Source organism: Brevundimonas sp. (assembly GCF_036659295.1).
Lineage (GTDB): Bacteria > Pseudomonadota > Alphaproteobacteria > Caulobacterales > Caulobacteraceae > Brevundimonas.
The window spans coordinates 32096-56925 of the sequence record NZ_JAVXCU010000002.1; the positions used below are offsets into that span (position 1 = coordinate 32096).

Sequence of the window (24830 nt, forward strand, 5' to 3'; positions counted from 1 at the left end):
TCCGGAAAGGGTGGCCTATGCGCACGACAGTCAAAGCTTTTGCAAGCGACACTCGCGGCGCCACGGCCATCGAATATGGCCTGATCGCCTCTCTGATCGCCATGGTCATTCTGGTGGCTTTGTCGGCCACAGGTGACGGCGTCATGGCCAAATGGGATCTGGTGATGAAGCGCGTCTCCGCCGCCCTCAGCGGTAATGGCGGCGAAGGCGGCGAGGGTGGTGAAGGCGGCTGATCAGCCTTCTTCACCCGTCTGTTCGTTAACACCCAGAGCCTCGGCCAACCGCATCTTGGCCGAGCCGCGTTTGGCGGGTTTTTGCTGGCTCTCGTGCGGGGCCCAGCCTGCCAGATGCACCATTTCGAAGGTTGCCGGAATCCGGCCATCGGCCTCGGCATGGCGCTCGACATACAGCGCCGCCGCCCGCGCCAGAATATCGCGGCTTAGCGGCTTGATCTGACCGGCCAGCACATTGGTCTCGCCCATGGCCCGAAGGTCGCGCATCAGCGAAAACGGATCGCGATAGCGCACCGTCACCCGATCCACATCCGAAACCGGCAGGGCAAATCCGGCCCGCTGCAACAGGCCTGCGCCATCAAAACCGTCGGCAAAGGGCGATATCCGCGCCTGCGCCCCGCCGCGAACCTCCAGCTCCGCCTCGGTCAGAACCCCGCGCAGTTCTTTCAGCGTCGCCGCCCCGAACAGGCTGCCGATAAACAGGCCATCGGGTCGCAAGGCGCGCCTGATCTGCGCCAGTGCCCCCGGCAGATCATTGGCCCAGTGCAGGCCAAACAGGTTGATTATCAGGTCCGCCGACTGCTCGGCGACGGGCAGGGGGGCCGCCCCGGGGGCCGCCCGTTCCTGAACAGACCCTACAGACTCTATTCCACCGACACGCTGGGCCGCGGGCATGCCTTGCAGCGCCTGCGCCACCAACCCGCCATGCGGAGACAGATCGACGCCGCGCGGAAACTCGCGCAGGATGGCCGACAGGGTATGGGCGGCATCTTCGGCAGCCCGACGATGCAGAAAATCCGCCTGCGGGAACAGGCGCTGCGCGCGGGCAAGGCGATGCACACGACGGCTGGCGTCGAAAATGTTCGGGGGACCGTTCGATGAGGCACTCATGGCGGGATTAAATGGCGGTTCGCGATCGGGAATAAAAGCCCCGTGGGCCATTCGCCTGCGCGATTATGGTCGGGCCTTGGTCGATATTGTCCTGCCGCCCGCCAGTCTGGACGGGTTGGAGGGCAGTCTTGGCGGGCTCAGCGCCTTGGCCTTCAGCCGCATCACCTTTCTGGAAGACCCCGTCTGTGACGGCTGCGGTCTGGCGTTCGAATACGAACTGTCCGCAGGGGGCGGGCGCTGCATCTCCTGTCAGAGCACACCCTTTGTGTTTTCTCGCGCCCGCGCCGCCTGCATCTATGACGAGCACTCGCGCGGCCTGATCCTTGGCCTCAAACACGGCGACCAACAGGCCCATGCCAAGCTGTTCGCCCGCTGGCTCAGCCGCGCCGCTGATCCGCTCATCCTAGAATGCGATGCGGTGGTGCCGGTGCCGCTGCATCCCTCGCGCCTCCTGCAGCGCCGCTTCAACCAGAGCGCCGAGATCGCCCGCCCGCTAGCCGCCCTTCGCGGCCTGACATATCTGCCCGATAGCCTCAAACGCATTCGCCCAACCCAGAGCCAGGGCGGAAAATCCCTTGGCGGTCGCAAAACCAATGTGCGCGGTGCCTTTCGCGTGACGACCGCAGGGGCCAGACAGATACAGGGTCGACGAATTTTGCTGGTCGATGATGTGCTGACCACAGGGGCCACCGCCAATGCCTGCGCCAAGGCCTTGCTGGCGGCCGGTGCCGTGCGCGTCGATCTGGCTGTGATTGCGGGGGTGCGCGGCGCGCGCGAAACCCCTAGATAGGGGGTAAGTGTTGATATCCCCCGTTAAGGAGACCCCATGGCCGAAGTCGTAATCTATACCAAGCCGGGCTGCCCCTATTGCATCCGCGCCAAGTCGCTGCTGGACCGCAAGGGTGCCGCCTATACCGAGATCGTCGCTTCGAATGATCCGGAAAAGAAGGCCGAGATGGTTGCCCGCTCGAATGGTGCGGCCACCTTCCCGCAAATCTTCATCAACGACCAACACATCGGCGGTTGCGACCAACTGCACGCGCTGGACGCGAAGGGCGGCCTCGACCCGCTGCTGGCCGCTTAAGAGCTTTTCAGGAGCGTGATATGAGCATCATGGTCAAAACGGCCCTGATCCAGACCTGCACACCGGCCACAAGCCGTGCGGGCCTTGCCCATATCGCGCCCCTGATCCGTCAGGCCGCGGCCGACGGTGCCGAGTTCATCCTTACCCCCGAAGGCAGCAACTTCCTCGAACAGCGCAAAGGTCTGCGCGAGGACGCCCTGTCTGACGAAGCATCCGATGTCGCCGTGACCGGCCTGCAAGCCTTGGCCGCCGAGTTGAACATCTGGCTGCTGGTCGGCTCGGTGATCGTGCGCTCCGGCATCGAGGGCGATGACCGCGCCGCCAACCGCAGCCTGCTGATCGACCCGCAAGGCCGCATCGTCGCCCGCTATGACAAGATGCACGTCTTTGATGTCGATCTGGACACCGGCGAACGCTGGCGCGAAAGCGCCGTCATCCGCCCGGGATCGCAAGCTGTGGTGGCCGACACCCCGTGGGGCGGCTTAGGTCTGACCATCTGCTATGATGTGCGCTTTGCCTATCTGCACCGCGCGCTGGCGCAGGGCGGAGCCTCTATTTTAACGGTGCCCGCCGCCTTTACCCGCCCGACCGGCGAGGCTCATTGGGAAGTCCTGCTGCGCGCCCGCGCGATCGAAACCGGCAGCTTTGTTCTGGCTCCCGCGCAAGGCGGCACCCACGAGGATGGCCGCAAGACATGGGGCCGTTCCATGGTCATCACCCCGTGGGGCGAGGTCATCGCCAAGCTGGACCATGACCAGCCTGCCATCCTGCACGCCACGCTGGACCTGTCTCTGGTCGAGGCGGCCCGCCGTGCCATTCCGGCCCTGACCCACGACCGCCAATTCGTATCTGACCAATGATCCGTTACGCGCTTCTCTGCGATCACGACCACGGCTTCGAGGCATGGTTTGCCTCGTCCGCCGATTATGACGATCAGGCCGAACGCGGGCTGGTCGAGTGCCCCTTCTGCGCCTCGCGCACGGTGCGAAAACAGATCATGGCCCCCGCCGTCTCCGGCACCAAAAAAACGTCGGCGACCAAGCCCGACGCCTTGCAAACCATGCAGTCGATGATGATGGAGGCTGCCCGCGAGGTGCGCTCCCACGTCGAGGAAAATTTCGACTATGTCGGCGATACCTTCGCCCGCGAGGCCCGCGACATCCATGAAGGCCGCAGCGAGAAGCGCGAAATTTACGGCGAGGCCACACCCGCCGACATCAAAAAACTAAAGGATGACGGCGTGCCCTGCGTGCCGCTGCCCGACCTGCCGCCCGACCCCAAAAAGGCCAACTGAACGACGAGAGGCGTAAACGGTAATGCTTCCCTTGATGGCAACACTTTCCCTGCTGGCGGCCACACCGTCCGCCGAGGCCCCCGACCTGTCATGGATGGCCGGATACTGGCTGGATTGCACGGGCGGCCGCGAAGCCTCCGAAACATGGAGCGACCCGCGCCAAGGCCTGATGGCCGGTCACACCGTCACCACCCGCAACGGACGCAGCCGCTTCGAGTTCGCCCATATCCGCCCGCAGACCGATGGCGTCGTGGCCTATGTGGCCCAGCCGTCCGGTGCCCCGCCCACCGTGTTCCGGCTTCTGCGACATGATGCCCAAGCCATTGTATTTTCTAATCCGGAGAACGATTTTCCTCACCGGATCATTTATCAGCGTCGTGGAGATCAACTTGTGGCCCGCATCGAGGGCGCAGATGACGACGAGAACCGGAGTATGGAATGGACCTTCAACAAAGCCGAGCTGAACAGCCGATGCCCGCGCTGAACTGGCGCCCGATGACCGAGGCCGATCTGGACGGCGTGGTCGTGGTGGCCCAGAAATCCTTCCCCGACCACCCCGAAGAACGCGCCTGTTTTGCCAACCGTCTGGACCTGAACCCGAACGGCTGTTTCGTGCTGGCCGACGACCGCAACACCGTAAAAGGCTATCTGGTGTCCTATCCGTGGATGCGGAACATGGCACCGGCCCTGAATGTGCTGATCGACGCCATCCCCGACGAAGCCGACAGCTATTACCTGCATGATCTGGCCATGGATCCCGAAGTGCGCGGCGGTGGCCATACCCGTACCGTGATCGAAAAACTGGCCGAGCAGGTCAAGGCCGCTGGCTGGCCGCGCATTTCTCTGGTGGCCGTCAACAACGCCACCGGCTTTTGGAACCGTAACGGCTTTACGGTGCAAACTCCCGAAGGCATCGAAGCCAAGCTGGCCAGCTATGGCGACGACGCCCGATATATGGAACGCCCGCTGGTCTAAGGCGGGAACGACTGACGCGCGCAGACGGTTTTACCAACATGGCAAATCTTAAAAACCGTCTGCCCGTCTTGCTGTTGACCGGTGCCGCGCTCTTGGCGCTGGGGGCCTGTGCGACCTTGCAGCAAGGTCCGTCCGGTAATGCGCGCGTCCCCGAACCGGCTAAAACCGTAGAGCTCGACCGCTATCTGGGCCGCTGGTACGAACTGGCCCGCTATGAGCAAGGCTTTCAGAAAGACTGCGAAGCCGTGACTGCCGATTACAGCCTGCGCGACGACGGCCTGATCCGTGTGGTCAATACCTGCCACGAAGGCGATGTGAACGGACCGGTCAAACGCGCCGAGGCCCGCGCCAAGGTCGTAGCGGACAGCGGCAATGCCAAGCTGAAAGTGTCCTTCTTCGGCCCCTTCTATGTCGGCAACTACTGGGTGCTTGACCATGCCGACGACTATAGCTGGGCCATCGTTGGCGAAGGCTCCGGTCGCTATCTGTGGCTCCTCAGCCGCGAAGCCGAGCCATCAGCGGCGTTACGCGAACGCCTGTGGAGCCGCACCGAAGAGCTCGGCTACGACCTGTCCATGCTGCGCGTGACCAAGCACTAACGGCTGAAGTGTCTTCGCAGTTCGTTCTGCACAAAGGCGACACGGTCTTTGACGGATACCTTGGGCAACTCGACCGGTGTGTAGCCTAGCTGGTGATAGATGCTGGCCATGGCGTGACAGGTTCGTCGGGCTTCGTCCAAATCCTGCTTGCGTTCATCGTCCTGAGTGAAAATCTCGGGCCAGAAGGGCGCGATAAAGACGAGGTCGTATCTGAACATCTGCGCCGCCCGTTTGACATAGGGCGGTACGGGCAGGGCGCACAGGTTCAGATAACCCGCCACATCCGGTATGCCGCGATCGAACAGGACCATATTGTCTTTGTCTGTAGCCAGAGCCTCGGCTCGGGTATAGGCGGCCAGTTCGTATTCCAGCATCAGTTCGGCAAACAGGGCGCGGTTTTCCCACGGCAGGGCCTGTCCCCCGATCACCTGCTGATGACGGATAATTTGGCGTCCAGCCTCAGGCGAGGTGGTGTGTCCGGTCTTTTCCAAGGCATCCAGCAAACAGGTCTTGCCCGATCCGGGGCCGCCTGTGAGCACGATGCGCCGGACAGGCCGGATCATTTGCGGATGGCCACCATCATATAGTTGATGTCGGCATCGCCCTCGCTCCACTTGTCGTTGAGAGGGTTATAGCTGAGGCCGAACGGGCCGCTGACGCTCAACGGTTCGTCCTTGAGCATTTCGCGGATTTCCTCGGGCTTGAGGAACTGTTTCCAGTTGTGCGTGCCCGCAGGCACCCAGCGCAGCACATATTCAGCCGCAAACTTGCCCAGCAACAGGCCTTTCAGCGTGCGGTTCAGCGTGGCAACAATCATGATCCCGCCGGGCTTTACCAGCTTGGAGCAGGTGCGCACAAAGGCTTCAGGGTCCGCAACGTGCTCGATGACCTCCATGGTCAGCACCACATCGAACGGGCCTTCACCTGCCTCGACCAGTTGCTCGACGGTGGACGCCTTATAGCGGATATCCAGACCGACCTGCTGCGCATGGGCGCGCGCCGTGCCGATATTTTCCGACGAGGCATCCAGTGCCGTCACCTCGAAACCCATCCGGCACATAGGCTCGGCCAGCAGGCCACCGCCGCAGCCGATGTCGATCAGGCTCAGACCCTTAAACGGCGCACGCGTATTCGCATTCAGGCCGTAATGGTCCGCCACACGGTCGCGAACAAATCTCAGACGCGCCGGATTAAAGCGGTGAAGCGGCGCAAACGGACCCTTTGGGTCCCACCATTCGGCAGCTTGCGCGGAAAATCGTGCCACATCGGCAGGGTCGATACTGGGGCCTTCGGCACGTTCCATTGATCCGTCATGCGGAATGTCGGAAAAATCCTGCGCGGATTGGGGATTGCGCTCAAGGCTGCTGTCGTTAGAAGCGGACATGAGCCAAGGGATGGACTGCCTTTCATTCCGAAGCAAGTGACAAGACGCCCCTGATTTAGGGCACCGGTAACCGGGGATAAGGATGACAGGCGCAAGCCAAGAGACGGATCGCAGCCGTCTGGTCATGAAGTTCGGTGGAACTTCGATGGCTGATCTGGAGCGAATTCGCCGTGCGGCGCGCATTGTCGCCGCCGAGGCGGCTAAAGGTAAAAAGGTCGCTGTGGTCGTATCGGCCATGGCGGGCAAAACCAATGAGCTGGTGGCATGGACCGATGGCGCGGGCGCACCCGCTGCCGGTCTGTATCCGCAAGGCACGATGTCCGATGACGAATACGATGTCGTCGTGGCCTCGGGCGAACAGGTTACATCGGGCCTTCTGGCCCTGACCCTTCGCAATATGGGCCTGAAAGCCCGTAGCTGGATGGGCTGGCAAATTCCCATCATCACCGATGACGCCCACGGTCGTGCGCGTATCGAGGATGTACCGGGCGATGTGCTGGGCGCGTCGATGGATGCCGGCGAGATCGCCATCATCCCGGGCTTCCAGGGCGTATCGCGTGCAGGTCGCATCACCACGCTGGGGCGTGGCGGTTCCGACACTTCGGCGGTCGCCGTGGCGGCGGCCCTGAATGCCCCTTGCGACATCTATACCGACGTGGACGGGGTCTATACGACCGATCCGCGTATCGAGAGCCGCGCGCGCCGTCTGGCCCGCGTCTCTTATGAAGAAATGCTCGAAATGGCGTCCTTGGGCGCCAAGGTGCTTCAGACCCGCTCGGTCGAACTGGCCATGCACAAGCGCGTGCCTGTGCGCGTGTTGTCGAGCTTCATCGAACCCGATGAAAACGGAAAACTGCCGGAAGATGCCGGCACCCTGATTTGCGACGAGGATGAAATCGTGGAAAAGCGCATCGTTTCGGGCGTGACCATGAGCCGGGACGAAGCCCGGGTCAGCTTGCTGGGTCTGTCGGACCGTACCGACGCTCCGGCCGACGTGTTCACACGTCTGGCCGAGGCCAGTGTGAACGTGGACATGATTGTCCAGTCACCCGCCCGTACCCCCGGCACGGTCAACCTGACCTTCACCACAGGCCGCCGCGACGCGGCACGTGCGTCCGAGCTGATGAGCTCGCTCAAGTCGGAAATCGGCTTTGAGGAAATCCGCGTTGATGACGACGTGGCCAAGGTTTCGGTCATCGGTGTGGGCATGCGCTCGCACGCCGGTGTGGCCCAGATGATGTTCCGCGCCCTTGCGGACAAAGGCATCAAATTCCAGGCCATCTCGACCTCGGAAATCAAGATCAGCGTCCTGATTGAATCTGCCTATGCCGAGCTGGCTGTCCGTGCCCTGCACGCAGCCTACGGCCTGGACACGCTTTAAAGGCGATCAGGGTCATCACAGATAGAGACAGCCGTGCCGCTTGCTGGCACACTGGACACCAGTCAGCAGAACGGGAGCTGTCATGGTCAAGAATGCGGGATTGACGACACGGGGACCACGGAACCTGCTGCGCCAAATCCGCGAGGCCTTGGCCGGTGGCTATGGCACGGGCGGTTCCAGTGGTGTTGCAGTGGCCGGTGCCCAGCAGAGGCTGGACATGGTGGTGGGCATTATTGCCCGCTCCATGGTGGCCGAGGTTTGCTCGATCTATCTGCGACGCGGCTCGGGCGAGCTTGAACTGTTCGCCACCGAGGGCCTGAATCCCGCGGCTGTCCACAATACACGCCTGCGCCCCGGCGAGGGTCTGGTGGGCGAGGTCGCCCGTCTGGCCCAGCCGATCAGTCTGTCCAATGCGCAGGAACACCCGAACTTCTCCTATCGTCCGGAAACGGGCGAGGACCCGTTCAATGCCTTCCTTGGCGCACCGCTGCTGCGCGGTGGTCGCGCCATCGGCGTTCTGGTCGTCCAGAACCGCGCCGCCCGCGTCTATGACGAGGACGAACTGGAAGACATCCAGAACATCGCCATGGTGCTGTCGGAAACGGTGGCCTCGGGCGGCCTTCTGGCCGATGCCGAACTGCGCGATGTCGAACTGTCGCCACACCGCCCCGAACGCCTGTCCGGCCAGAAATTCTCCGAAGGTCTGGCCGTAGGCCGTGCCGTCCTGCACGAAGCCCCCGTTCCACCCGAAAAGCTGCTGGCCGATGATCCGGTCAGCGAGGAACGCCGTCTTCAGGATGGTCTGTCGGACCTGAAGTCCAGTATCGACCTGCTGCTCGAAGGCGGTCAGGCCAAGCTGGGCGGCACCCCTTACGAGGTGCTGGAAACCTATCGCATGTTCGCCGACGACCGTGGCTGGAACCGCTCTCTCGAAGAGGCGGTACGCTCGGGCCTGACGGCCGAGGCGGCGGTGGACCGTGTCCGCAACGAACACCGCGCCCGTTTTGCCAGCGCCCGCGACCCCTATATCCGCGAGCGGCTGCACGATTTCGAAGATCTGGCCAACCGCCTGCTGCGCCTGCTGATGGGCGACAAGCCGGGCGACCGTCACCTGCCTGACGATGCCATTCTGGTGGCGCGTAATCTCGGCCCTGCCGACCTGCTGGAATATCCGCGCTCCAAGCTGAAAGGCCTGCTGCTCGAAGAAGGCTCGCCTGCCGGTCACGCCGCGATTGTGGCCCGCGCGCTGCAAATCCCCTGCGTGGGGCGTCTGACCGGTCTGCGCGACCGCCTGTCCGAAGGCGATCCTGTGATTGTCGATGGCGAGACGGGCGAAGCCTTCCTGCGTCCGCGTCAGGACATGCTGGTGGCCGTTCAAAGCCGGATGGAGGTGCGCGAACAACGCCGCGCCGAGTTCGACCAGTTGCGCGATACGCCTGCCATCACACTGGACGGTACCCGCATCATGGTGCTGACCAATGCGGGTCTGGCGGTCGATCTGGAAAATCTGGACATGACGGGGGCCGAGGGCATCGGCCTGTTCCGCACCGAGTTCCAGTTCATGGTCGCCGACGAGCTACCGAAACTGACGGCCCAGACCGCGCTTTATAAGCTGGTGCTGGATGCGGCGGGCAACCGCCCTGTGACCTTCCGTACACTGGATATCGGCGGCGATAAAATCCTGCCCTATCTGGAACCGGAACGCGAAGAAAACCCCGCCATGGGCCGCCGCGCTATTCGTCTGGGCCTGGACCGTCCTGCCCTGTTGCGGATGCAGCTGCGGGCGCTTTTGGCCGCCGCCGCCGGTCGCGAGCTGCGGGTCATGTTCCCGATGATCGCCACGGTCGAGGAATTCCGCCGCGCGCGTGAAATGGTCGACCGTGAAATGGAGTGGGCACGCCGCCGTGGCCGCACCCTGCCGCGCCTGACGCGGGTCGGGGCCATGATCGAATGCCCCAGCCTGCTGTGGCACCTCGACGCCCTGTTGCCGCTGACAGACTTTGTCTCCATCGGCACCAATGACCTGATGCAGTATATGTTTGCCGCCGACCGCACCAATCCGCGCGTGGCCGACCGCTATGATCCGCTATCGCCACCGGCGCTGCGGGCGCTGCTGGAAATCCGCGAGAAATGCACCGACACCAATACGCCGGTGTCCATCTGCGGCGAACTGGCGGGCAAACCGCTCGAAGCCTTCGCCCTGATCGCGCTGGGGTTTGATCGTCTGTCCGCGCCTGCCAGCGGGGTCGGACCCGTAAAACGGATGATCCTGTCGGCCGATCTCAAGGCGGCCCGTCGCGGCATGGAGCCGCTTCTGGCATCTTCGGCCAGCAGCGTGCGCGGTGAGCTGGAATCGCTGGCGCGCAAACTCAACCTTGCGATCTGACCGGCCCCGTAAGTTGAACCGGCGTTGAACCGGATCGCCGCCTCGTTTAAGCGGGGAACATCAAGACCTGCCGCTATGGCAATGGATACCCCGACGGATGGATCAGGATCGGCCCGTGTCGCCCGATAGCGACGGCCAGACTGCAGATGACGCTGAAAACATGACTCCCGACGCCCTGTCGCCGGAGCCGACAACGCTGGGCGGACGTCTGCGCGCGGCCCGCGTGGCCTCGGGCCTGTCCTTTGTCGAACTGTCCACCAAGACCCGCGTCAATACCCGCTTCCTCAAGGCCATTGAACAGGGCGACCAGTCGCTCTTGCCGTCGCGGATTTTCACCATGGGCTATGTGCGTATCTACGCCCAGGTTCTGGGTCTGGACGAACTGGAAGCGGTCGAACAGTACAAGGCCGAATTCCCCGAGGCAGGAGCGACGCTACAGGCCCCGACCGGTGCCGCCTTCCAGGAAGTCCGCCGCCGTTCATCCGCTATCTTGGCCATTATGGCGACGGTGGGTCTGGCCTTCCTGTGCTGGAACATTTTCCAGCGCCTGAACCGCATCGAGCCGCCGCATCCATCCGACCTGACAGCCATTCCGGCAGTCTGGGCCAAGGACGCCGACAAGGTGCCGCAAACGGCTCTGGTGCTGGGTGGGCCGCAAGCTGCGCCACCGGACCAGACCACGCCTCCGCTTTATCTGACACCGGGGATCGAGGCCCAGATTCTGGGCGATGATCCGGGTGCCGTCGCCACGGCAACAGCACCGGCCCCGCCCGTTCAGGCCGCCTTTAACCCGCGCGGCGCGCTGTATGGTGCGCCAGCCAATAACTCCATCATCACCTTGCAGGCCATCAAGCCCGTCACACTGGTTGTGCGTCAGGGCGATGGCCGTGTCCTGTTCGCCCGCCAATTGGCGGCGGGGGACAGCTGGCGCGCACCGCTCAATGTTCAGGCCGTTGTCGATATGTCCGATCCGGCGGTGGTGGCGGTCTATATGAACGGTGAGCTGACCGCGCCGCTGGTCGCGAACCAGACCCCGCTGTCGCGCCTGAATACTCAGGCCGGTGCGCTGGCCCGTCAGGCCGAAAGCCGCGCGGCCGCTGCTGCCGAGGCCGAGGTGAGGGCGCGTAACGCCCTTGCCGAACAGGCCGCGGCCGATCTGGCGCGCGCAACCCCGTCTGCCGCACCTGTTCCCGCCGCGCCTGCCCCTGTTGTGCCCCAATAGGGTCCGACACATAAACTTTGTCTTCGGGAGCGTGGCCATCGGGTGCGCCCCGTCCTATGTAACGGCTGTCATGTCAGACCATACCCACGTCCGTCCGTGGCGCCATATCGAGCGCCGCAAGAGCCGCCAGATCCGCGTCGGCAATGTCCTTGTCGGTGGCGATGCCCCGATCAGCGTCCAGTCGATGACCAATACCCCGACCACGGATGCCAATGCCACGATCGGCCAGATCCGGCAGCTGGAAGAGGCGGGGGCCGATATTGTCCGCGTCTCCTGCCCCGACGAAGAGTCCACGGCGGCCTTCAGGACCATCGCCAAGGCGGCCAAGGTGCCGCTCGTGGCCGATATCCACTTCCATTACAAACGCGGTATCGAAGCGGCCGAGGCGGGCGCGGCGTGTCTGCGCATCAACCCTGGCAATATCGGTTCGGCGGACCGTGTGCGCGAAGTCATCAAGGCGGCGCGCGATAATGGCTGTTCCATGCGGATCGGCGTCAATGCCGGATCGCTGGAAAAAGAGCTGCTGGAAAAATACGGCGAGCCCTGCCCCGAAGCGATGGTGGAAAGCGCGCTCAACCATGCCCGCATCCTTCAGGACAACGACTTCCACGAGTTCAAAATCTCGGTCAAGGCATCCGATCCGTTCCTGACGGTTGCCGCCTACCAGCAACTGGCCGACGCCATCGACTGCCCGCTGCACCTTGGTGTGACCGAGGCTGGCCCTTTGCGTGCGGGCACGATCAAATCGGCCATCGGCATGGGCAATATGCTGTGGGCCGGTATCGGCGACACGATCCGCGTGTCTCTGGCCGCCGATCCGGTCGAAGAGATCAAGGTCGGCTTTGATATCCTCAAATCGCTGGGCCTGCGCCACCGCGGCGTCAACATCATCGCCTGTCCGTCATGTGCCCGTCAGGGCTTCAATGTCATCGAGACAGTGGCCATCCTCGAAGAGAAACTGGCCCATATCTCCACGCCCATGAGCCTGTCGGTCATCGGCTGTGTGGTGAATGGTCCGGGCGAGGCCCTCTATACCGATATCGGCTTTACCGGCGGCGGCAAGGGCTCGGGCATGATCTATCTGAACGGCAAGATCGCCCACAAACAGGCCAATGACGGCATGATCGACCACATCGTCGAACTGGTCGAGGAAAAGGCCGCCGAACTGGACGCTGCCCGCTTGGCCGCAGAGGCTGCCGAAGCCTAAGCTTTAGAGAGATAACCGATGCGCATATCTGTTGTTCTGCTTGTAACCGTTGCGCCTTTTATATTGCTCGGGGCCTGTGCGCCTGGGGCAAAGCAAGACGTCCCGTCGCAGCCTGTGCCTCCACGGATTGGTATGCCTAATCCGGCCTCTGTTCATTGTGAGAAGGCTGGCGGCCGCCTCGATATCCGTACCCGTACGGGCGGCGGTGAATATGGCGTATGCGTCTTCAATGACGGTCGCCAATGCGAGGAATGGGCGCTATTCCGAGATAACCGCTGCGTTGCGCCGACATAGGTTCAGAACATGAAACTCTACATCACCACCCCTTCGCCCTTCGCCCGCAAGGTCCGCATCGTTGCTTTGGAGAAGGGTCTGTCCGAACAGATCGAGCAGGTGGTGGTCGATCCCTATGGCAATGCGCCGCAACTGCTGCAAACCAATCCGGTGGTGCAGGTACCGACCCTGATCGCCAAGGACGGCCTGCCGCTGAACGACAGTCCGGTCATCTGCGAATATCTAGATCGCCTTGGCGGCGGTGACGACCTGCTTCCGCCATCCGGCTCGGCTGATTGGCTGCGCGTCAAACGGCTTGAAACGCTCGGCAATCAGGCGCTGGAAATGGGCGTCAAACTGGTGCTGGAAAAGCGCCGTCCCGAGAACGAGCGTTCGGCCATGTGGATCGAGCGCTGGACGACCAATATGGGCCGCGCCCTCGATGCTCTCGAAGCCGAAGACCTGTCGGCTGACCGTATCGACCTTGGCTCGATCACGGCGGCGATCGCGCTGACCTGGATCGGTTTCCGCCACCCCGACTATGACTGGAAGACAGGCCGCCCCAAGCTGGTGGCCTTCCAGTCGGCGATGGAAACGCGCGAAAGCTTCAAAGCGACCTTCCCGCAATAAGAACAGAAAAAGGGAGCGGCACACGCTCCCTTTTTTAATTCAGCATCCGGTATTATTTCAGGATCAGGTTCACGCCCTGGAAGATGGCCAGACCGATCAGCAAAATACCCACCGCATAGGTCAGCACCTTGCGCGGCACCTTCTTGACGATCAGTCCGGCAAACGGCGCGGCAATCAGCCCCCCGACCACCAGTCCGGACACGGCGGCGGCATGGTTTTTCAGCCCCTCGGCCTCGGCCCAGTGACCGCTGACCAGCGCCCAGACAAAGGTGGCCGACACCGCGACAGTTAAAAAAAACTCGGCCGTATTGACCGTGCCGATGGCCTTGCGCGGCTCCTGTCCCGAGCCGATCATGGACGAGGTCACAGTCGGCCCCCAACCGCCGCCGCCAATGGCATCCAGAAACCCGCCGATCAGACCAAACGGCGCCGCCACCCAGCGCGGCAGCTTGCGCGGATGGATGTCATGCCCGGCCCGCCACAATATCCAGGCACCGATCAGGGCCAGATAGGCGACGATAAAGGGCTTGATGATGTTGCTGTCGATACCGGTCAGCACATAGGCCCCCAGTGTACCGCCAATCACGCCTGCGATCACCAGCGGCACAAAAAGCCGCCACTCGATATTTTTGTGCACGACGTGGCTGGTGGCCGAGGCGGCCGTGGTGAACACCTCGGCCGCATGGGTACTGGCCGAGGCCGTCGCGGGCGGCACACCCAGCGCCAGCAGCACCGAGGTCGAAATCACGCCATAGGCCATGCCCAGAGCGCCATCGACGGCCTGTGCCAGAACGCCGACCAACAGAAACAACAGAAAGGTATCCAATCGGCATTCCCTAGATCATGCGCCTGCAACAGGCGGACAGCGCGGCTCAGGTCCGGCAGCTAACAACGTTAGTAACGGCGTCGGGGTTCAGTTCGCAATCTCGAGACGGTTGATGGCGTTCAGAACATCGGCGGTTGAATAGGGTTTGATAATCATGGCGGCGGCCATGTCGGCATGGCGTGCCGCTTGCGAAACATCCCCTGACAGAAAGATCACAGGAACACCCCAGCTGCTCTTGAGGCTACGCGCCAGATCAATTCCTGTGGCCTGACCCGAAAGATTTATGTCCAGCAGCGCCAGATGGATCGTGTGCAGAGCGGTTGCGGCCTCTGCCGCCTCGGCGCTGTGGAAGGGGCCGATAACGCGGTGACCGGCCTCGTCCAGCATTTCGGTCAGCGTCGCCGCCGTTTCTGCATCGTCCTCGACCAGCAGCACATTCAGGGCCTCGCGTGGCATATCAGCCTCCTCGACAGTTTTGTTCAGGACAGGGTTGGGCAGGGCAGGGTTAGCGAACAGGGCAGGCCGACTTGGCACCTGTTTCAGCAACAGGCTGCGGATCATCGGCCATAGATTTCGCGACGGCCCGTCCGAGGCCAGATCGAATATCCGCGCCAGTGCCCTCAACTCGGCATCGGCGGCGGCGCTCAGTGGCTCGTCATGGTCCATATGGCTGTCATAGAGCGCACAAAGCCGCTCTACGTCCGGATCGACCCGAAGGTCCGGACGGTCTTTGGTGTTGGTCATTTTGCCCGGTCCCCTGTTACGCAATGCCGGCCACTGGCCATACTCAAGCCCTCGGGAGGAGAGGCGAACCACGTCCGGCACCGCTAAAACTAGGGAGTACAAGCCCCCGTGAAAACGCCTTTGACGCGCTTGTGACGGCGCATCACAATCTGTCCATGAGCGCGTGATGAGACTTCAAAGGCCGCGATCACACGCACCGATACATGATCCGGCATAGACTTGGGGCAGGCCGTCAGCGTATTCAGGCCGCTTCAATCCAGGAGTATCCCTTGCGTCTTCCCCAGGCTCGCCTCGATCAGGTTCTTGACCGTTTCCATCAGGTGGAAGCGCGCATGGGCGCAGCTACCGACGGGGCCGAGATCGTGCGCCTGTCCAAAGAACATGCCGAACTGAAACCCGTCGCCGACGCGGTACAGGCTCTGGCCCGCGCCCGTCAGGAAATGACCGATCTGGAAGCCATGGCCTCCGATCCGGACATGGCCGAAATGGTCGCCGAGGAAATCGATAGCCTGAAAGAACGCCTGCCGGATCTGGAGCGCGAGGTCGCGCTGCTACTCGCCCCGCGCGATGCCGACGAAAAAGCCTCGGCGGTTCTGGAAGTGCGCGCCGGTACCGGCGGCGACGAGGCGGCCCTGTTCGCGGGCGACCTGTTCCGCATGTATTCGCGCTATGCCTCCAGCATCGGCTGGCGCGTCGAGATCGACAGCGCCACCGAAGGCGAGGCGGGCGGCTATAAGGAAATCATCGCCACCATCACCGGCGACGGCGTGTTTGGCCGCCTCAAATTTGAATCCGGCGTCCACCGCGTCCAGCGCGTGCCAACGACCGAGGCGGGTGGCCGTATCCACACCTCGGCCGCCACCGTCGCAGTCCTGCCGGAAGTCGAGGACGTGGAAATCGAAATCCACGACAAGGATATCCGCATCGACACCTATCGCTCGTCGGGCGCAGGCGGCCAGCACGTCAACAAGACGGACTCGGCTGTCCGCATCACCCACTTGCCGACCGGCATTGTGGTGACGTCCTCGGAGAAGTCCCAGCACGTCAACCGCGACAAGGCGATGAAGAACCTGCGTATCCGCCTGTATGACCAGCAGCGTCAGGCCAAGGACAATGCCCGCTCCGACGCGCGCAAGTCACAGGTCGGCTCGGGTGACCGCTCGGAACGCATCCGCACCTACAACTTCCCGCAAGGGCGCGTGACCGATCACCGTATCGGCCTGACCCTGCATAGCTTGCCGCAAATCCTCGAAGGCGACCTTGATCCGATGCTGAACGCCCTGATCGCCGAAGATCAGGCCGCCCGCCTCGCAGACCTCGAGGCCGAGTTCGGCTAAACGCGCCGCTTCTTGCGACGGATCACCTTTGATCCGATGCTCTCGGCATATTTCAACGTAAAGGCCAGCGCGGCGGGATTGCCCCGACGTGCGCCCACGCTGTCGGCCATCACGGCCCCGCGCTCGCCGATAGGCTTGTCGGGGCCGACCGTGGTGTCCATGGCGGTCTGATGCTCGATCTCGGCATTCAGACGGGCCCCCATCAGCACGACCTGTAGTGAAATCCACGTCCACAGCAGGAAACCCATGGCCGCCGACAGCGGACCATAGGAGTCCGTGCGGACAAAATTGGTCAGGAACCAGCTGAACAGCAACGATACCAGCAGGCCCAGTATGGCCGCCACCGTCGCCCCCGGCGTCAGCCAGCGCCAGCGCGGCGAGGTCCGGCTGGGGCCAATCCGGTAAACCAGATTGAGGAAACCCACATACAGCACAAGCAGTACCGGCCACCGCAGCGGTGACAGGAAGGCCCATTCCTCCTGAAGCCCGAACAGGGCGATCACCACCGGCACACCCACCACCAGCAACGATGTCAGCATGACGGCCAACAGGGCCGAGACGGTGCAGGCCATGCACAGCAGGTTGTATTTGACGATGTGGCGCTTTTCGACCTCGTGATAGGCAAGGTTCAACCCGTAAAACAGGGTCTTCACCCCGCCATTGGCCGCCCATAGCGACAGCAACAGCGTCCAGATCAGGGTGAAGGTCAGCTGGCCGGTCGAGCCGCTGGCCAGCCGCGCCATCTCGTTTCCCAGAAACTCGGCCACATTGGCGGGCAGCAGTTCATAGATGAAATCCAGCCGCCCCCACGCATCGGCCGGATTGGCGAACAACCCATAGATGGTGACAAAGGCACCGATGGCCGGAAACAGGGCCAGCAGCATGAAGAAGGTAATCCCGCCCGCTACAAAGGATACGCGGTCGCCAAAAAAGCCGACGCCCGTGCGCCACAGGATATCGACCCAGCCCTTGAACGGGATTTGCAGCGGAGAGGTCGCCAGCCGCCCGCGACCGGGCTCGGCGCGATCATAGCTTTCGGGACTTTCGTCGTCGGCCACCGCCTCGGGGCGATACTGGCGCAGGTCCAGCCCGACCCTGTGTCCTTGCGTATAAAGCAGGTGCGCCGCCGTAGCGCCCGCTGCCAGACCGCCTCCGGCCGCCCCCAGATAGCGCAGCCAGACCGGCGTGCGACCCTTGCTTTGCCCTTTGGACCGAGGGGGTGTCAGTAGTGCCGAAACGCGGTTTAAAAGCGTACGCGAAGCGGCCGACCGTTTTGCGGTGGATTTATTTCTGCCCATGGCGGTTCAGAACGATCCTGCCTGTGACCTGTTCCGTCTTGAATTTTTTGACATGAGTCCCCAATCAATCCGCATGAACGCGACCTCCAACACTCCCGCATCCGGTACAACCCTTCTCGCCTTGTGGAAGGATGCCCAGGCCCGTTTCAAGGCCGCCGGTCTCGACAGCCCCTCTATTGATGCCCGCATCCTGCTGGAAGCGGCAACAGGGGCGAGCCGCGTCGATATCCTGACCGATCCCTATCGCGTCGTCACCTCTGAACCACTGGCCGCTTTCGAGGCCATGGTGGCGCGCCGCCTTTCGCGTGAGCCGGTTTCCAAAATTCTCGGCAAGAAGGGCTTCTGGAAAATCATGCTGAACGTCACCCCCGACGTGCTCAGCCCGCGTGCCGATACCGAGGTGCTTGTCGATATTATCACCCTGGCCTTTGCCGAGGATCAGGCTTTCGAAATGGCCGATCTGGGCACGGGCTCGGGCGCGATCCTGCTGGCCACCTTGGCCGAACGTGCGGCGGCGCGCGGCGTCGGTGTCGATATCTCCAATGCCGCCCTAGAGGTGGCGCGCGAGAATGCCGCCACGCTGGATCTGTCGAACCGCTGCACCTTCGCGCACGGCGACTGGGCCCATGGCCTTGCCGATCACAGCTATGATCTGGTGGTGTCCAACCCGCCCTATATTCCGACGGGCGATATTGCCGGTCTTGATCCGGAGGTGCGCGAGCACGATCCGCATCTGGCACTGGACGGCGGCAGCGACGGTCTGGAACCGTACCGCATTCTGGCCCCCGAGATTAAACGCCTGCTGCGCCCGGACGGCATTTTTGCCGTCGAGATCGGCTGGGATCAGGGCCCGCAGGTCAAGGCCCTGTTCGAGGCCGAAGGCTTTGCCGATGTGAAGGTGGTCAAGGATCTGGGACAGCGCGACCGCGTGGTCACCAATGGTCCGGACCCGCTGGTCGCACCCCGTCCCAAGACTTAAGGTTCAGGTCGTCCCCGAACAACAAAAAGCGGCGGCAGGTGTAAAATCCTGTCGCCGCTTTTTACATAATAGGTCTTGGCAAAGGGCTTAATCACGCGCTAAGTCCACCTTGTCTCCACCCAAACACAGCGGATGCGGCTGCCTATAGCCTTCATCAGCGTGTCCGGGGCATGTGACGGTCGGGCCTGAAAGGGCGCGGCGGACCACAGGGCGACAATTGTTTTTCCGAACAAATCGCAACGGGGATTGGCCCCGAAAGCGCGGAACCAGGACTTGGGCCCAGACTGTCAAACGACAGCCAGACCCACACCAGCACGGTAACCTCGATGAGAGATTTCAAGGGCATGAAGCGTCAGCGCGGCCGCAATCGCAAGCCGAGCGGTGGCAACAACGTCAATGCAACCAACCCGAACCGTTCGTGGGACTCGCAAGGTCCCGAGAACATCAAGGTTCGCGGCAATGCCCAGACGGTTTATGAACGCTATATGCAACTGGCGCGCGATGCAGGCGCTGCCGGTGACCGCGTTCTGGCCGAAAACTATACCCAGCACGCCGAACACTATTTCCGTGTCCTGCGCGCCCTCCAGCCGCTGCGCTCGGTCAGCGAGATTGCCCAGCGCGAACTGGCTGGCCAAGGCTTCGATATCGATTTCGAAGACGAATCCGGCGCACAGGCTGCCGCCATTATCGCCGCCCAGCAGGCCGAAGAGCGCCGCGCCGAAGACGAGGCCCGCCGTCAGGCTGACCGCGCCGAACGCGAGGCCCAGCGTGAACGTGATCGCGCCGAGCGCGCTGAACGCGGCGAACGTAACGACCGTAATGACCGTAACGATCGCGGTGAGCGTAGCGAACGTAGCGAACGTAGCGAACAGGACACCGATCGCGATGACCGCGAAGGTGGCCGTCGCGAAAGCCGCCGCGAGCGTTGGGAGCGTCGTCGCGATGACCGCAGCCGCCGCTTTGAAAACGGTAGCGAAGCGACGGGCGACGAAGCCCAGAATGACAAGCCTGCCGACGACACCGCCACCGCTGAAACCAGCCAACCGCAGGTCGCTGCTGTCGAGGTTGAACAGGCCGAACCGGCACCGCGTGCTCCGCGTGGCCGCCGCCCGCGCACGGAAGCGGCTCCGCAGCCGGTTGCCGAAGCCGGCGAAGAAACCTCGCGCGATGCTGCCAGCCTGCCGGGCTTTGTGACCCGTCCGGTCGCACTGGACGACGTGGCCGAAGCCGCTCCGGCTCCGCGCCGTCGCGCCCCGCGCCGCAAGGTCGAGGAAACCACTTCGGAAGACTAGTTTTTCCGAAATCTACAGACTTCGAAAGCCCGCAGTATTTGCATACTGCGGGTTTTTGCTTGCCTGTCTGGTAACTGAAACTTTCGTTTCAAAGCCAAGACTGCCCATGATTACAGAGATGATGTCATGGCTTCCCCCGGCTTTACCCGTCACCTGAACGATCTTCTTGGCCATGTCTCGCGACTGACGGCCCTGATGCGTTTACCGGCTACCGCGCGACAGCCCCGCCCGCATGGAGGGGCTGTCGCTGCGCCCGCCTTCTGTCCGCAAAAAACCTTGCGACGGGTTGTCTCCGGTCTGGGCGACGAGGCCTTCTTCCATCGCGTCGATATTATGCGGCGTTATCGCTGGGATGTGCCGCTCTTGTGTGTGGACGAGGTGGTACTGACCGCTGTGCTGACCGACCTGGCGCGGGCGGCCATCATTGCCTCGGGCCGCCACGGCGCGGTCATCTGCGACCTGCACCATGATGAACGAGGACTGCGTTTCAGCATTTCGGACAGCAGCGGCGTAACCGGACAGGATGTGCGCTGGTGGCAGGGCTGCAACCGTTTTCGCCTGCTTGGCCATCTGGAACAGGACGTGATCCGGCTGGGCGGCCAGCAACTGATGTCGGTGTTCGAGGGCGAGGGCGTGGTCGTCGAACTGTTGTTCTCCCCCGACCTTTGCCGTGGCCCCGCACACCGGACCGGCCATGCCAAAGCGGTAAATGAACCGCATCAGCCCCCGTTGTCTCCCAAACAGGACCGATACCACCCTCGTCGCCCTTGACGCACCGGCTCTAAGGCCGTCGAATAGCGCAAGGTGGGGTATGTGCCTGAAACATGGAGAGCCGCGTGGCTTGTTGGCGTCCGGAACTGCGTAAATGGATGGGTACCACAGTAATGACGGGCATGGTCCTGTCGGTACTGGCAGGGTGCGCGTCGGTAAATAGCGGTTCGGGTACCGTCGACGTCCTCGTGCCGCCCCCGCCGCCGCCGCCGGGTGGCGCGGTTCTGGTCGACTGGCGCGGTGTGATCTCACCGTTTGACCGTGACCGTTTGGATCGTCGCGACGCGGCGTGGAAGGTGGCACTGGAACAGGCCCGCCGTCTGGGCGGAAGCGGCAATCTCGAAGCTCTGGGCGCTCTGGTTGATCCGACGGCCAGCCTGCCGGATCCGGCCATGCCCAGCGGCCACTATCGCTGCCGTACGGTAAAACTGGGCAGTCAGGCCGAGTATGACGGTCTGGGCTATGTCGTCTATGGCTGGTTCCGCTGCCGCATCGAGGCCACCGATCAGGGCCTGCTGCTGACCAAGCTGACCGGCTCGCAACGGGTGCAGGGCCTGCTCTATCCCGAAAACGCCAAACAGATGGTCATGCTGGGCGCTATGGCCCTGTCGAACGAGAACCGCGCACCGGCCTATGGCGCGCGCCCCGACCGCGACACCCTGGCCGTGCTGGAACGCATCGGCCCGCAACGCTGGCGCCTTGTCACGCCATGGCCGCAGAATGAATCCAATCTGGATGTGATGGAACTGGTCCCCGAATAGGGCTTGTCAGTCGGCCCTCTTTGCCGGAATTTGACGACACTGTTTTTAGAGGGAGGGCACGATGACCAAGGCACAATACGGGGTAAAGGCTACGATCTGGACGATTGTAGCGGCTGTAGCCGTTCTAGCGATCGTGCTGGTGGGCCTGCCCACCTACAACGTCTATTCCAAACAGATGCAGGGCCGCGCCGCCTACGAAGAAGCCGTGCAAAATCGCCGCATCCGCGTGCTGGAAGCACAGGCCGCCCTTGATTCCGCCAAGCTGACCGCACTGGCCGAGATCGAACGCGCCAAGGGGGCCAACGAGGCCAACCGCATCATGGCCGAGGCCCTCGGCGGTGCGGAAAACTATCTGCGCTGGTCCTATATCAACATGCTGCAGGAAACGGCGGGCAAGGAAGGTCGCCAGACCATCTACATCCCCACCGAGGCGGGCATGCCCATCCTCGAAGCAGGCAAGCGTCCCGAATAATAAAAGGGCCGGATCATCTGATCCGGCCCTTTTTCTTTAATGCCACTACGACCTTAACCCGCCTTCGTCAGGCGCAGGTTCTGATAGTCGTACGAGAAGTCGATATCGGGCGAGACACCCTTCAGAGTCGCCCGCACCGGTTGGCCATTCTCGACCTCGAAAGCAAAGAAGGCGTCTTCCTCGCGCTTGTCGCTAAAACGGGTGCGCAAGGTATTGCCGTCATACGGTTCCAGCCAACCCTTCAGCGCCGGCGTATGGGTAAAGCTGACCCACAGTCCCGACTTGCGGCGACTGCCCCGACCTTCGGTGCGCTCCGAGATGACGATGTCGCCATACCACGGGTCCTGCCAGGTTCCGGCATAGGCCGACAGCGCCAGAGGCGTCGGCGCACCGGCGGCCTGTTTAGCGTCGATCTCGGCTGCGGCTTTCAGTGACTTCTCGATGCCTTCGGCCTCGATGCGCTTGGAATCGGCGATCCAGTCCACATCCACCTTGCCCATGGCCAGATCGGTCAGACCCGAACGCAGCGCCCGCAGCAGGAAGCTTTCCTCGGCATTGGTAAACACCGAAATGCCGATCTTGCGCGCCGTCAGCAGGATGGTCGAGGAGATACCGCCCGGCGATCCGCCGCCATGGGTGGCCATCCGTTCGCCGCGATAGTCCTGAACCTGCAAGCCCATGGCATAGGTATTGGCAATCGAACGGTTCGGCATGGCCGCGGTCGGCCCCTCGGACGAGGAGACGATGATGTTGGGGCGATACATCTCGCGGGCCACCGCCTCGGAGAACAGACGGGCCCCATCGGGTAGTGCCCCGTTGTTCAAACGCAGCGCCATCCACTTGGCCCAGTCACGCGCACTGGCACAGATGCCACCGGCCGCAGCAGCATTGTCCCAGTTCCACACCTCGGCGATGGATTGGGCAATCTGGGTCATCTCACCCTGATAGCGCAGCGGCGGACCCACGCGGCCATGGGGCAGGGCGGACTTGGCAGGGTCCGCCAGACGCGCCAGCGGCACACTGTCGGCCATGCCCAGCTTGTCGAACACGCGGGTCTGGACAAAGTCTTCCCAGGTCATACCCGACACGCGCTCGATCACGGCACCGGCCACCACAAACATCAGGTTGCAGTAATGATAGTTGGCGCGGAACCCGTCCTCGATCGGCACAAAGGCGGCCTGACGCAGCACATCGGCACGCGAGCGGTCGCTATTGGGCCAGAACAACAGATCACCCGCCCCGAGGCCAAAACCGGCACGGTGTGACAGGGTATCACGCACGGTAATACGCTCGGCGATCACCGGATCGGACAGGGTGAACTCCGGCAGATAGGTTTTAACCGGCTCGTCCCACTTCACCTTGCCCTCGTCCACCAACATACCCAGACAGGCCGCGGTGACGTTCTTGGAGTTGGAAGCGATAGCAAACAGGGTCTGGTCACCGGCGGGCGCATTCTGGCCCTTGATGCGCGTGCCATAGCCCTTGGCCAGAAGGGTCTGGCCGTCCTTGACCAGTGCCACCGACACAGCCGGCTGCTCCGGCCATGCCGCCAGACAGCGTTTCACATAGGCATCGAATGCCTCGACCAGCGAGGCATCGTCATTGGCCGCCTGAAAGGCAAAGGCAGGACGAGCCGCCAGCGCGGCGGCACTACCGCTCAGCAGTGCAGCGCGGCGGGAAAGACGAAGGGACATGGCAGCTCCGGTATAATCTCGACGGCCACGCTATCTTGCTTCCCGACGCCGCGCCAGCATCGCAACGACGGTTGGGCCGTCGTTACAGCGCCGCCCGCCACCTTTGCAGATGCTCCAGCACATCCGAGACAATCTGTTCTCGGGTAAAGCCGGTAATGTCGCGGGCGCGCTTGCCGTCACTGCTGTTGACGACCATGCGCCATTCGTTCAGGCGACGGTTCTGGCGTGCTTCGGACGCGGTCAGGGCAGGGCGCGGCCTCGAACGGGGAGAGACGCGATAATAGAAGGAGGTGCCCTTTTCATTATCGATGATCAGGGTGATCTCGTCCTCCTGCCGGTCCAGTTGTGCGAACTCCGCATTGGCACTGAGCGCGACATAGACCTCTTCCAGCGCCGGACAGGCGGTCTGGTTGATCTGGCGGATAATCTGCTCGCGACTGGCGGGCGCAAAGATAAAGCGCAGACGGGCCCCCAGATGCGGTGCGGCTTGTTCGATCACTTCGCCGCGCAGGTCGGCATTCATCTGGCGCACCAGACCGGCCCCCATCAGCAACAGGATGATGCCAAAGGGCAGGGCGGCCACCAGTGTCGCGGTCTGCAAGGCCGAAAGCCCGCCCGCCAGCAACAGGGACGACGAGACCAGAGCCAGCAGAACCGCCCAGTAGATCCGCATCCAGCCGGGCGCATCCTCGTCATTATGGGCCGAGGACAGGTTGGCCAGGATCAGCGCACCGGAATCTGCCGAGGTCACGAAGAACACCATTACCAGCGCAATGGCGAGGATGGAGGTTAGTGTCGGCAGCGGGAAATAGTCCAGAAACTCGAACAGGGCGGTCGAAAGGTCGGCCCGTACCGCGTCCGAAATCGCGCCTTGCGCAATCCCCATATCCAGCGACATGGCCGAGTTGCCAAACACCGTCATCCACAAGAACGTAAAGGCGGTCGGCACGGTCAGCACGCTGATGACAAATTCGCGCACCGAGCGGCCGCGTGAAATGCGGGCGATAAACATGCCGACAAACGGCGACCACGCGATCCACCACGACCAGTAGAACAGCGTCCAGTCGGCCAGCCAGGCCCTCGGCTCATAGGCATAC

At 62.8% G+C, this 24830-nt stretch carries 27 protein-coding genes; 19 read left to right on the top strand and 8 right to left on the bottom strand.

Features of this window, described 5'->3' with window-relative positions; all coding sequences use genetic code 11:
* Positions 1-17 precede the first annotated feature (17 nt).
* Positions 18-233, top strand: coding sequence for a Flp family type IVb pilin (locus RSB01_RS00670; RefSeq protein WP_332590839.1), 216 nt, complete (start codon positions 18-20; stop codon positions 231-233).
* Here the strand turns inward: RSB01_RS00670 and RSB01_RS00675 are convergent, their stop codons facing one another.
* Complete coding sequence (locus tag RSB01_RS00675) at positions 234-1124, bottom strand: methyltransferase domain-containing protein (protein WP_332590838.1); 891 nt, start codon at positions 1122-1124, stop codon at positions 234-236. It lies immediately after the preceding gene.
* Between RSB01_RS00675 and RSB01_RS00680 the strand changes: the two genes are divergently transcribed.
* Genes RSB01_RS00680 through RSB01_RS00710 form a run of 7 tightly spaced genes read left to right on the top strand, consistent with a single transcriptional unit; the run spans position 1123 to position 5076 of the window.
* Complete coding sequence (locus tag RSB01_RS00680) at positions 1123-1914, top strand: ComF family protein (RefSeq protein WP_332590837.1); 792 nt, start codon at positions 1123-1125, stop codon at positions 1912-1914. The genes RSB01_RS00675 and RSB01_RS00680 overlap by 2 nt on opposite strands.
* 36 nt (positions 1915-1950) lie before the next feature.
* Positions 1951-2208 (top strand): glutaredoxin 3, encoded by a 258-nt coding sequence (gene grxC, locus RSB01_RS00685; RefSeq protein ID WP_332590836.1) that lies wholly within the window; start codon positions 1951-1953, stop codon positions 2206-2208.
* A gap of 20 nt (positions 2209-2228) precedes the next feature.
* A complete protein-coding gene (locus tag RSB01_RS00690) occupies positions 2229-3068 on the top strand; it encodes a carbon-nitrogen hydrolase family protein (protein WP_332590835.1) in 840 nt (279 codons plus the stop codon).
* The gene (locus tag RSB01_RS00695) at positions 3065-3502 is read left to right on the top strand and encodes a DUF1178 family protein (RefSeq protein ID WP_332590834.1); all 438 of its coding nucleotides are present in this window, start codon (positions 3065-3067) and stop codon (positions 3500-3502) included. The genes RSB01_RS00690 and RSB01_RS00695 overlap by 4 nt, the downstream gene beginning before the upstream one ends.
* 34 nt (positions 3503-3536) lie before the next feature.
* Positions 3537-3986 carry a DUF6265 family protein gene (locus RSB01_RS00700; RefSeq protein WP_332619422.1) on the top strand — a complete coding sequence of 150 codons (450 nt, stop codon included), beginning with the start codon at positions 3537-3539 and terminating at the stop codon, positions 3984-3986.
* Positions 3941-4477 carry an N-acetyltransferase gene (locus RSB01_RS00705; RefSeq protein ID WP_332590294.1) on the top strand — a complete coding sequence of 179 codons (537 nt, stop codon included), beginning with the start codon at positions 3941-3943 and terminating at the stop codon, positions 4475-4477. Before RSB01_RS00700 ends, RSB01_RS00705 begins: the two co-directional genes overlap by 46 nt.
* A gap of 38 nt (positions 4478-4515) precedes the next feature.
* Entirely contained in the window at positions 4516-5076 is a 561-nt protein-coding gene (locus RSB01_RS00710) for a lipocalin family protein (protein WP_332590293.1), read from the top strand.
* Here RSB01_RS00710 and RSB01_RS00715 read toward each other — a convergent pair.
* Together RSB01_RS00715 and ubiG are read right to left on the bottom strand one after the other, a co-directional pair.
* Positions 5073-5639, bottom strand: coding sequence for an AAA family ATPase (locus RSB01_RS00715; protein WP_332590292.1), 567 nt, complete (start codon positions 5637-5639; stop codon positions 5073-5075). The two genes, RSB01_RS00710 and RSB01_RS00715, sit on opposite strands and share 4 nt — an antisense overlap.
* Positions 5636-6460 carry a bifunctional 2-polyprenyl-6-hydroxyphenol methylase/3-demethylubiquinol 3-O-methyltransferase UbiG gene (gene ubiG, locus RSB01_RS00720; protein ID WP_332590291.1) on the bottom strand — a complete coding sequence of 275 codons (825 nt, stop codon included), beginning with the start codon at positions 6458-6460 and terminating at the stop codon, positions 5636-5638. Before ubiG ends, RSB01_RS00715 begins: the two co-directional genes overlap by 4 nt.
* An 82-nt stretch (positions 6461-6542) precedes the next feature.
* Between ubiG and RSB01_RS00725 the strand changes: the two genes are divergently transcribed.
* The 5 genes from RSB01_RS00725 to RSB01_RS00745 all read left to right on the top strand — a co-directional run bounded on the left by RSB01_RS00725 (position 6543) and on the right by RSB01_RS00745 (position 13559).
* Complete coding sequence (locus tag RSB01_RS00725) at positions 6543-7841, top strand: aspartate kinase (protein WP_332590290.1); 1299 nt, start codon at positions 6543-6545, stop codon at positions 7839-7841.
* A gap of 82 nt (positions 7842-7923) precedes the next feature.
* Complete coding sequence (ptsP, locus tag RSB01_RS00730) at positions 7924-10227, top strand: phosphoenolpyruvate--protein phosphotransferase (RefSeq protein WP_332590289.1); 2304 nt, start codon at positions 7924-7926, stop codon at positions 10225-10227.
* Positions 10228-10342: 115 nt separating this feature from the next.
* On the top strand, positions 10343-11449 hold the full coding sequence (locus RSB01_RS00735) for a helix-turn-helix domain-containing protein (RefSeq protein ID WP_332590288.1): 1107 nt from the start codon (positions 10343-10345) through the stop codon (positions 11447-11449).
* 70 nt (positions 11450-11519) lie between these two features.
* A complete protein-coding gene (ispG, locus tag RSB01_RS00740) occupies positions 11520-12656 on the top strand; it encodes a flavodoxin-dependent (E)-4-hydroxy-3-methylbut-2-enyl-diphosphate synthase (protein WP_332590287.1) in 1137 nt (378 codons plus the stop codon).
* A gap of 303 nt (positions 12657-12959) precedes the next feature.
* On the top strand, positions 12960-13559 hold the full coding sequence (locus RSB01_RS00745; protein ID WP_332590286.1) for a glutathione S-transferase N-terminal domain-containing protein: 600 nt from the start codon (positions 12960-12962) through the stop codon (positions 13557-13559).
* A 52-nt stretch (positions 13560-13611) separates the two neighbouring features.
* Here the strand turns inward: RSB01_RS00745 and RSB01_RS00750 are convergent, their stop codons facing one another.
* Both RSB01_RS00750 and RSB01_RS00755 read right to left on the bottom strand, forming a co-directional pair.
* Positions 13612-14385, bottom strand: a complete 774-nt coding sequence (locus RSB01_RS00750) for a sulfite exporter TauE/SafE family protein (protein ID WP_332590285.1) — start codon at positions 14383-14385, stop codon at positions 13612-13614.
* An 87-nt stretch (positions 14386-14472) separates the two neighbouring features.
* Positions 14473-15129 (bottom strand): response regulator, encoded by a 657-nt coding sequence (locus RSB01_RS00755; protein ID WP_332590284.1) that lies wholly within the window; start codon positions 15127-15129, stop codon positions 14473-14475.
* 269 nt (positions 15130-15398) lie between these two features.
* Between RSB01_RS00755 and prfA the strand changes: the two genes are divergently transcribed.
* Positions 15399-16466, top strand: coding sequence for a peptide chain release factor 1 (gene prfA, locus RSB01_RS00760; RefSeq protein ID WP_332590283.1), 1068 nt, complete (start codon positions 15399-15401; stop codon positions 16464-16466).
* Here prfA and RSB01_RS00765 read toward each other — a convergent pair.
* Positions 16463-17764 (bottom strand): YihY/virulence factor BrkB family protein, encoded by a 1302-nt coding sequence (locus RSB01_RS00765; RefSeq protein ID WP_332590282.1) that lies wholly within the window; start codon positions 17762-17764, stop codon positions 16463-16465. The genes prfA and RSB01_RS00765 overlap by 4 nt on opposite strands.
* Positions 17765-17816: 52 nt before the next feature.
* Between RSB01_RS00765 and prmC the strand changes: the two genes are divergently transcribed.
* The 5 genes from prmC to RSB01_RS00790 all read left to right on the top strand — a co-directional run bounded on the left by prmC (position 17817) and on the right by RSB01_RS00790 (position 22039).
* Positions 17817-18743 (top strand): peptide chain release factor N(5)-glutamine methyltransferase, encoded by a 927-nt coding sequence (prmC, locus tag RSB01_RS00770; RefSeq protein ID WP_332590281.1) that lies wholly within the window; start codon positions 17817-17819, stop codon positions 18741-18743.
* A 344-nt stretch (positions 18744-19087) separates the two neighbouring features.
* Entirely contained in the window at positions 19088-20035 is a 948-nt protein-coding gene (locus tag RSB01_RS00775; protein WP_332590280.1) for a DUF4167 domain-containing protein, read from the top strand.
* Between the two features lie 126 nt (positions 20036-20161).
* A complete protein-coding gene (locus tag RSB01_RS00780) occupies positions 20162-20806 on the top strand; it encodes a hypothetical protein (protein WP_332590279.1) in 645 nt (214 codons plus the stop codon).
* 65 nt (positions 20807-20871) lie between these two features.
* The gene (locus tag RSB01_RS00785) at positions 20872-21567 is read left to right on the top strand and encodes a DUF4893 domain-containing protein (protein ID WP_332590278.1); all 696 of its coding nucleotides are present in this window, start codon (positions 20872-20874) and stop codon (positions 21565-21567) included.
* A 61-nt stretch (positions 21568-21628) separates the two neighbouring features.
* The gene (locus tag RSB01_RS00790) at positions 21629-22039 is read left to right on the top strand and encodes a hypothetical protein (RefSeq protein ID WP_332619451.1); all 411 of its coding nucleotides are present in this window, start codon (positions 21629-21631) and stop codon (positions 22037-22039) included.
* A 53-nt stretch (positions 22040-22092) separates the two neighbouring features.
* On the opposite strand, the gene RSB01_RS00795 is transcribed toward RSB01_RS00790, so the two are convergent.
* Positions 22093-23733 carry a serine hydrolase gene (locus tag RSB01_RS00795; protein WP_332591884.1) on the bottom strand — a complete coding sequence of 547 codons (1641 nt, stop codon included), beginning with the start codon at positions 23731-23733 and terminating at the stop codon, positions 22093-22095.
* A gap of 82 nt (positions 23734-23815) precedes the next feature.
* A partial coding sequence (locus RSB01_RS00800; RefSeq protein ID WP_332624970.1) for a BCCT family transporter occupies positions 23816-24830 on the bottom strand: 1015 nt, incomplete at its 5' end.

Bases quoted from the DNA above. Each gene is read 5' to 3' on its own strand.
- ptsP (WP_332590289.1), top strand. From the start codon at position 7,924: ATGGTCAAGAATGCGGGATTGACGACACGGGGACCACGGAACCTGCTG.
- ispG (WP_332590287.1), top strand. From the start codon at position 11,520: ATGTCAGACCATACCCACGTCCGTCCGTGGCGCCATATCGAGCGCCGC.
- RSB01_RS00795 (WP_332591884.1), bottom strand. From the start codon at position 23,733: ATGTCCCTTCGTCTTTCCCGCCGCGCTGCACTGCTGAGCGGTAGTGCC.
- RSB01_RS00700 (WP_332619422.1), top strand. From the start codon at position 3,537: ATGGCAACACTTTCCCTGCTGGCGGCCACACCGTCCGCCGAGGCCCCC.
- prmC (WP_332590281.1), top strand. From the start codon at position 17,817: ATGAGTCCCCAATCAATCCGCATGAACGCGACCTCCAACACTCCCGCA.
- RSB01_RS00780 (WP_332590279.1), top strand. From the start codon at position 20,162: ATGGCTTCCCCCGGCTTTACCCGTCACCTGAACGATCTTCTTGGCCAT.
- RSB01_RS00680 (WP_332590837.1), top strand. From the start codon at position 1,123: ATGGCGGGATTAAATGGCGGTTCGCGATCGGGAATAAAAGCCCCGTGG.
- RSB01_RS00725 (WP_332590290.1), top strand. From the start codon at position 6,543: ATGACAGGCGCAAGCCAAGAGACGGATCGCAGCCGTCTGGTCATGAAG.
- RSB01_RS00675 (WP_332590838.1), bottom strand. From the start codon at position 1,124: ATGAGTGCCTCATCGAACGGTCCCCCGAACATTTTCGACGCCAGCCGT.
- RSB01_RS00695 (WP_332590834.1), top strand. From the start codon at position 3,065: ATGATCCGTTACGCGCTTCTCTGCGATCACGACCACGGCTTCGAGGCA.
- RSB01_RS00775 (WP_332590280.1), top strand. From the start codon at position 19,088: ATGAAGCGTCAGCGCGGCCGCAATCGCAAGCCGAGCGGTGGCAACAAC.
- RSB01_RS00755 (WP_332590284.1), bottom strand. From the start codon at position 15,129: ATGACCAACACCAAAGACCGTCCGGACCTTCGGGTCGATCCGGACGTA.
- RSB01_RS00790 (WP_332619451.1), top strand. From the start codon at position 21,629: ATGACCAAGGCACAATACGGGGTAAAGGCTACGATCTGGACGATTGTA.
- RSB01_RS00705 (WP_332590294.1), top strand. From the start codon at position 3,941: ATGGACCTTCAACAAAGCCGAGCTGAACAGCCGATGCCCGCGCTGAAC.
- RSB01_RS00745 (WP_332590286.1), top strand. From the start codon at position 12,960: ATGAAACTCTACATCACCACCCCTTCGCCCTTCGCCCGCAAGGTCCGC.
- RSB01_RS00670 (WP_332590839.1), top strand. From the start codon at position 18: ATGCGCACGACAGTCAAAGCTTTTGCAAGCGACACTCGCGGCGCCACG.
- RSB01_RS00715 (WP_332590292.1), bottom strand. From the start codon at position 5,639: ATGATCCGGCCTGTCCGGCGCATCGTGCTCACAGGCGGCCCCGGATCG.
- RSB01_RS00765 (WP_332590282.1), bottom strand. From the start codon at position 17,764: ATGGGCAGAAATAAATCCACCGCAAAACGGTCGGCCGCTTCGCGTACG.
- ubiG (WP_332590291.1), bottom strand. From the start codon at position 6,460: ATGTCCGCTTCTAACGACAGCAGCCTTGAGCGCAATCCCCAATCCGCG.
- grxC (WP_332590836.1), top strand. From the start codon at position 1,951: ATGGCCGAAGTCGTAATCTATACCAAGCCGGGCTGCCCCTATTGCATC.
- RSB01_RS00710 (WP_332590293.1), top strand. From the start codon at position 4,516: ATGGCAAATCTTAAAAACCGTCTGCCCGTCTTGCTGTTGACCGGTGCC.
- RSB01_RS00690 (WP_332590835.1), top strand. From the start codon at position 2,229: ATGAGCATCATGGTCAAAACGGCCCTGATCCAGACCTGCACACCGGCC.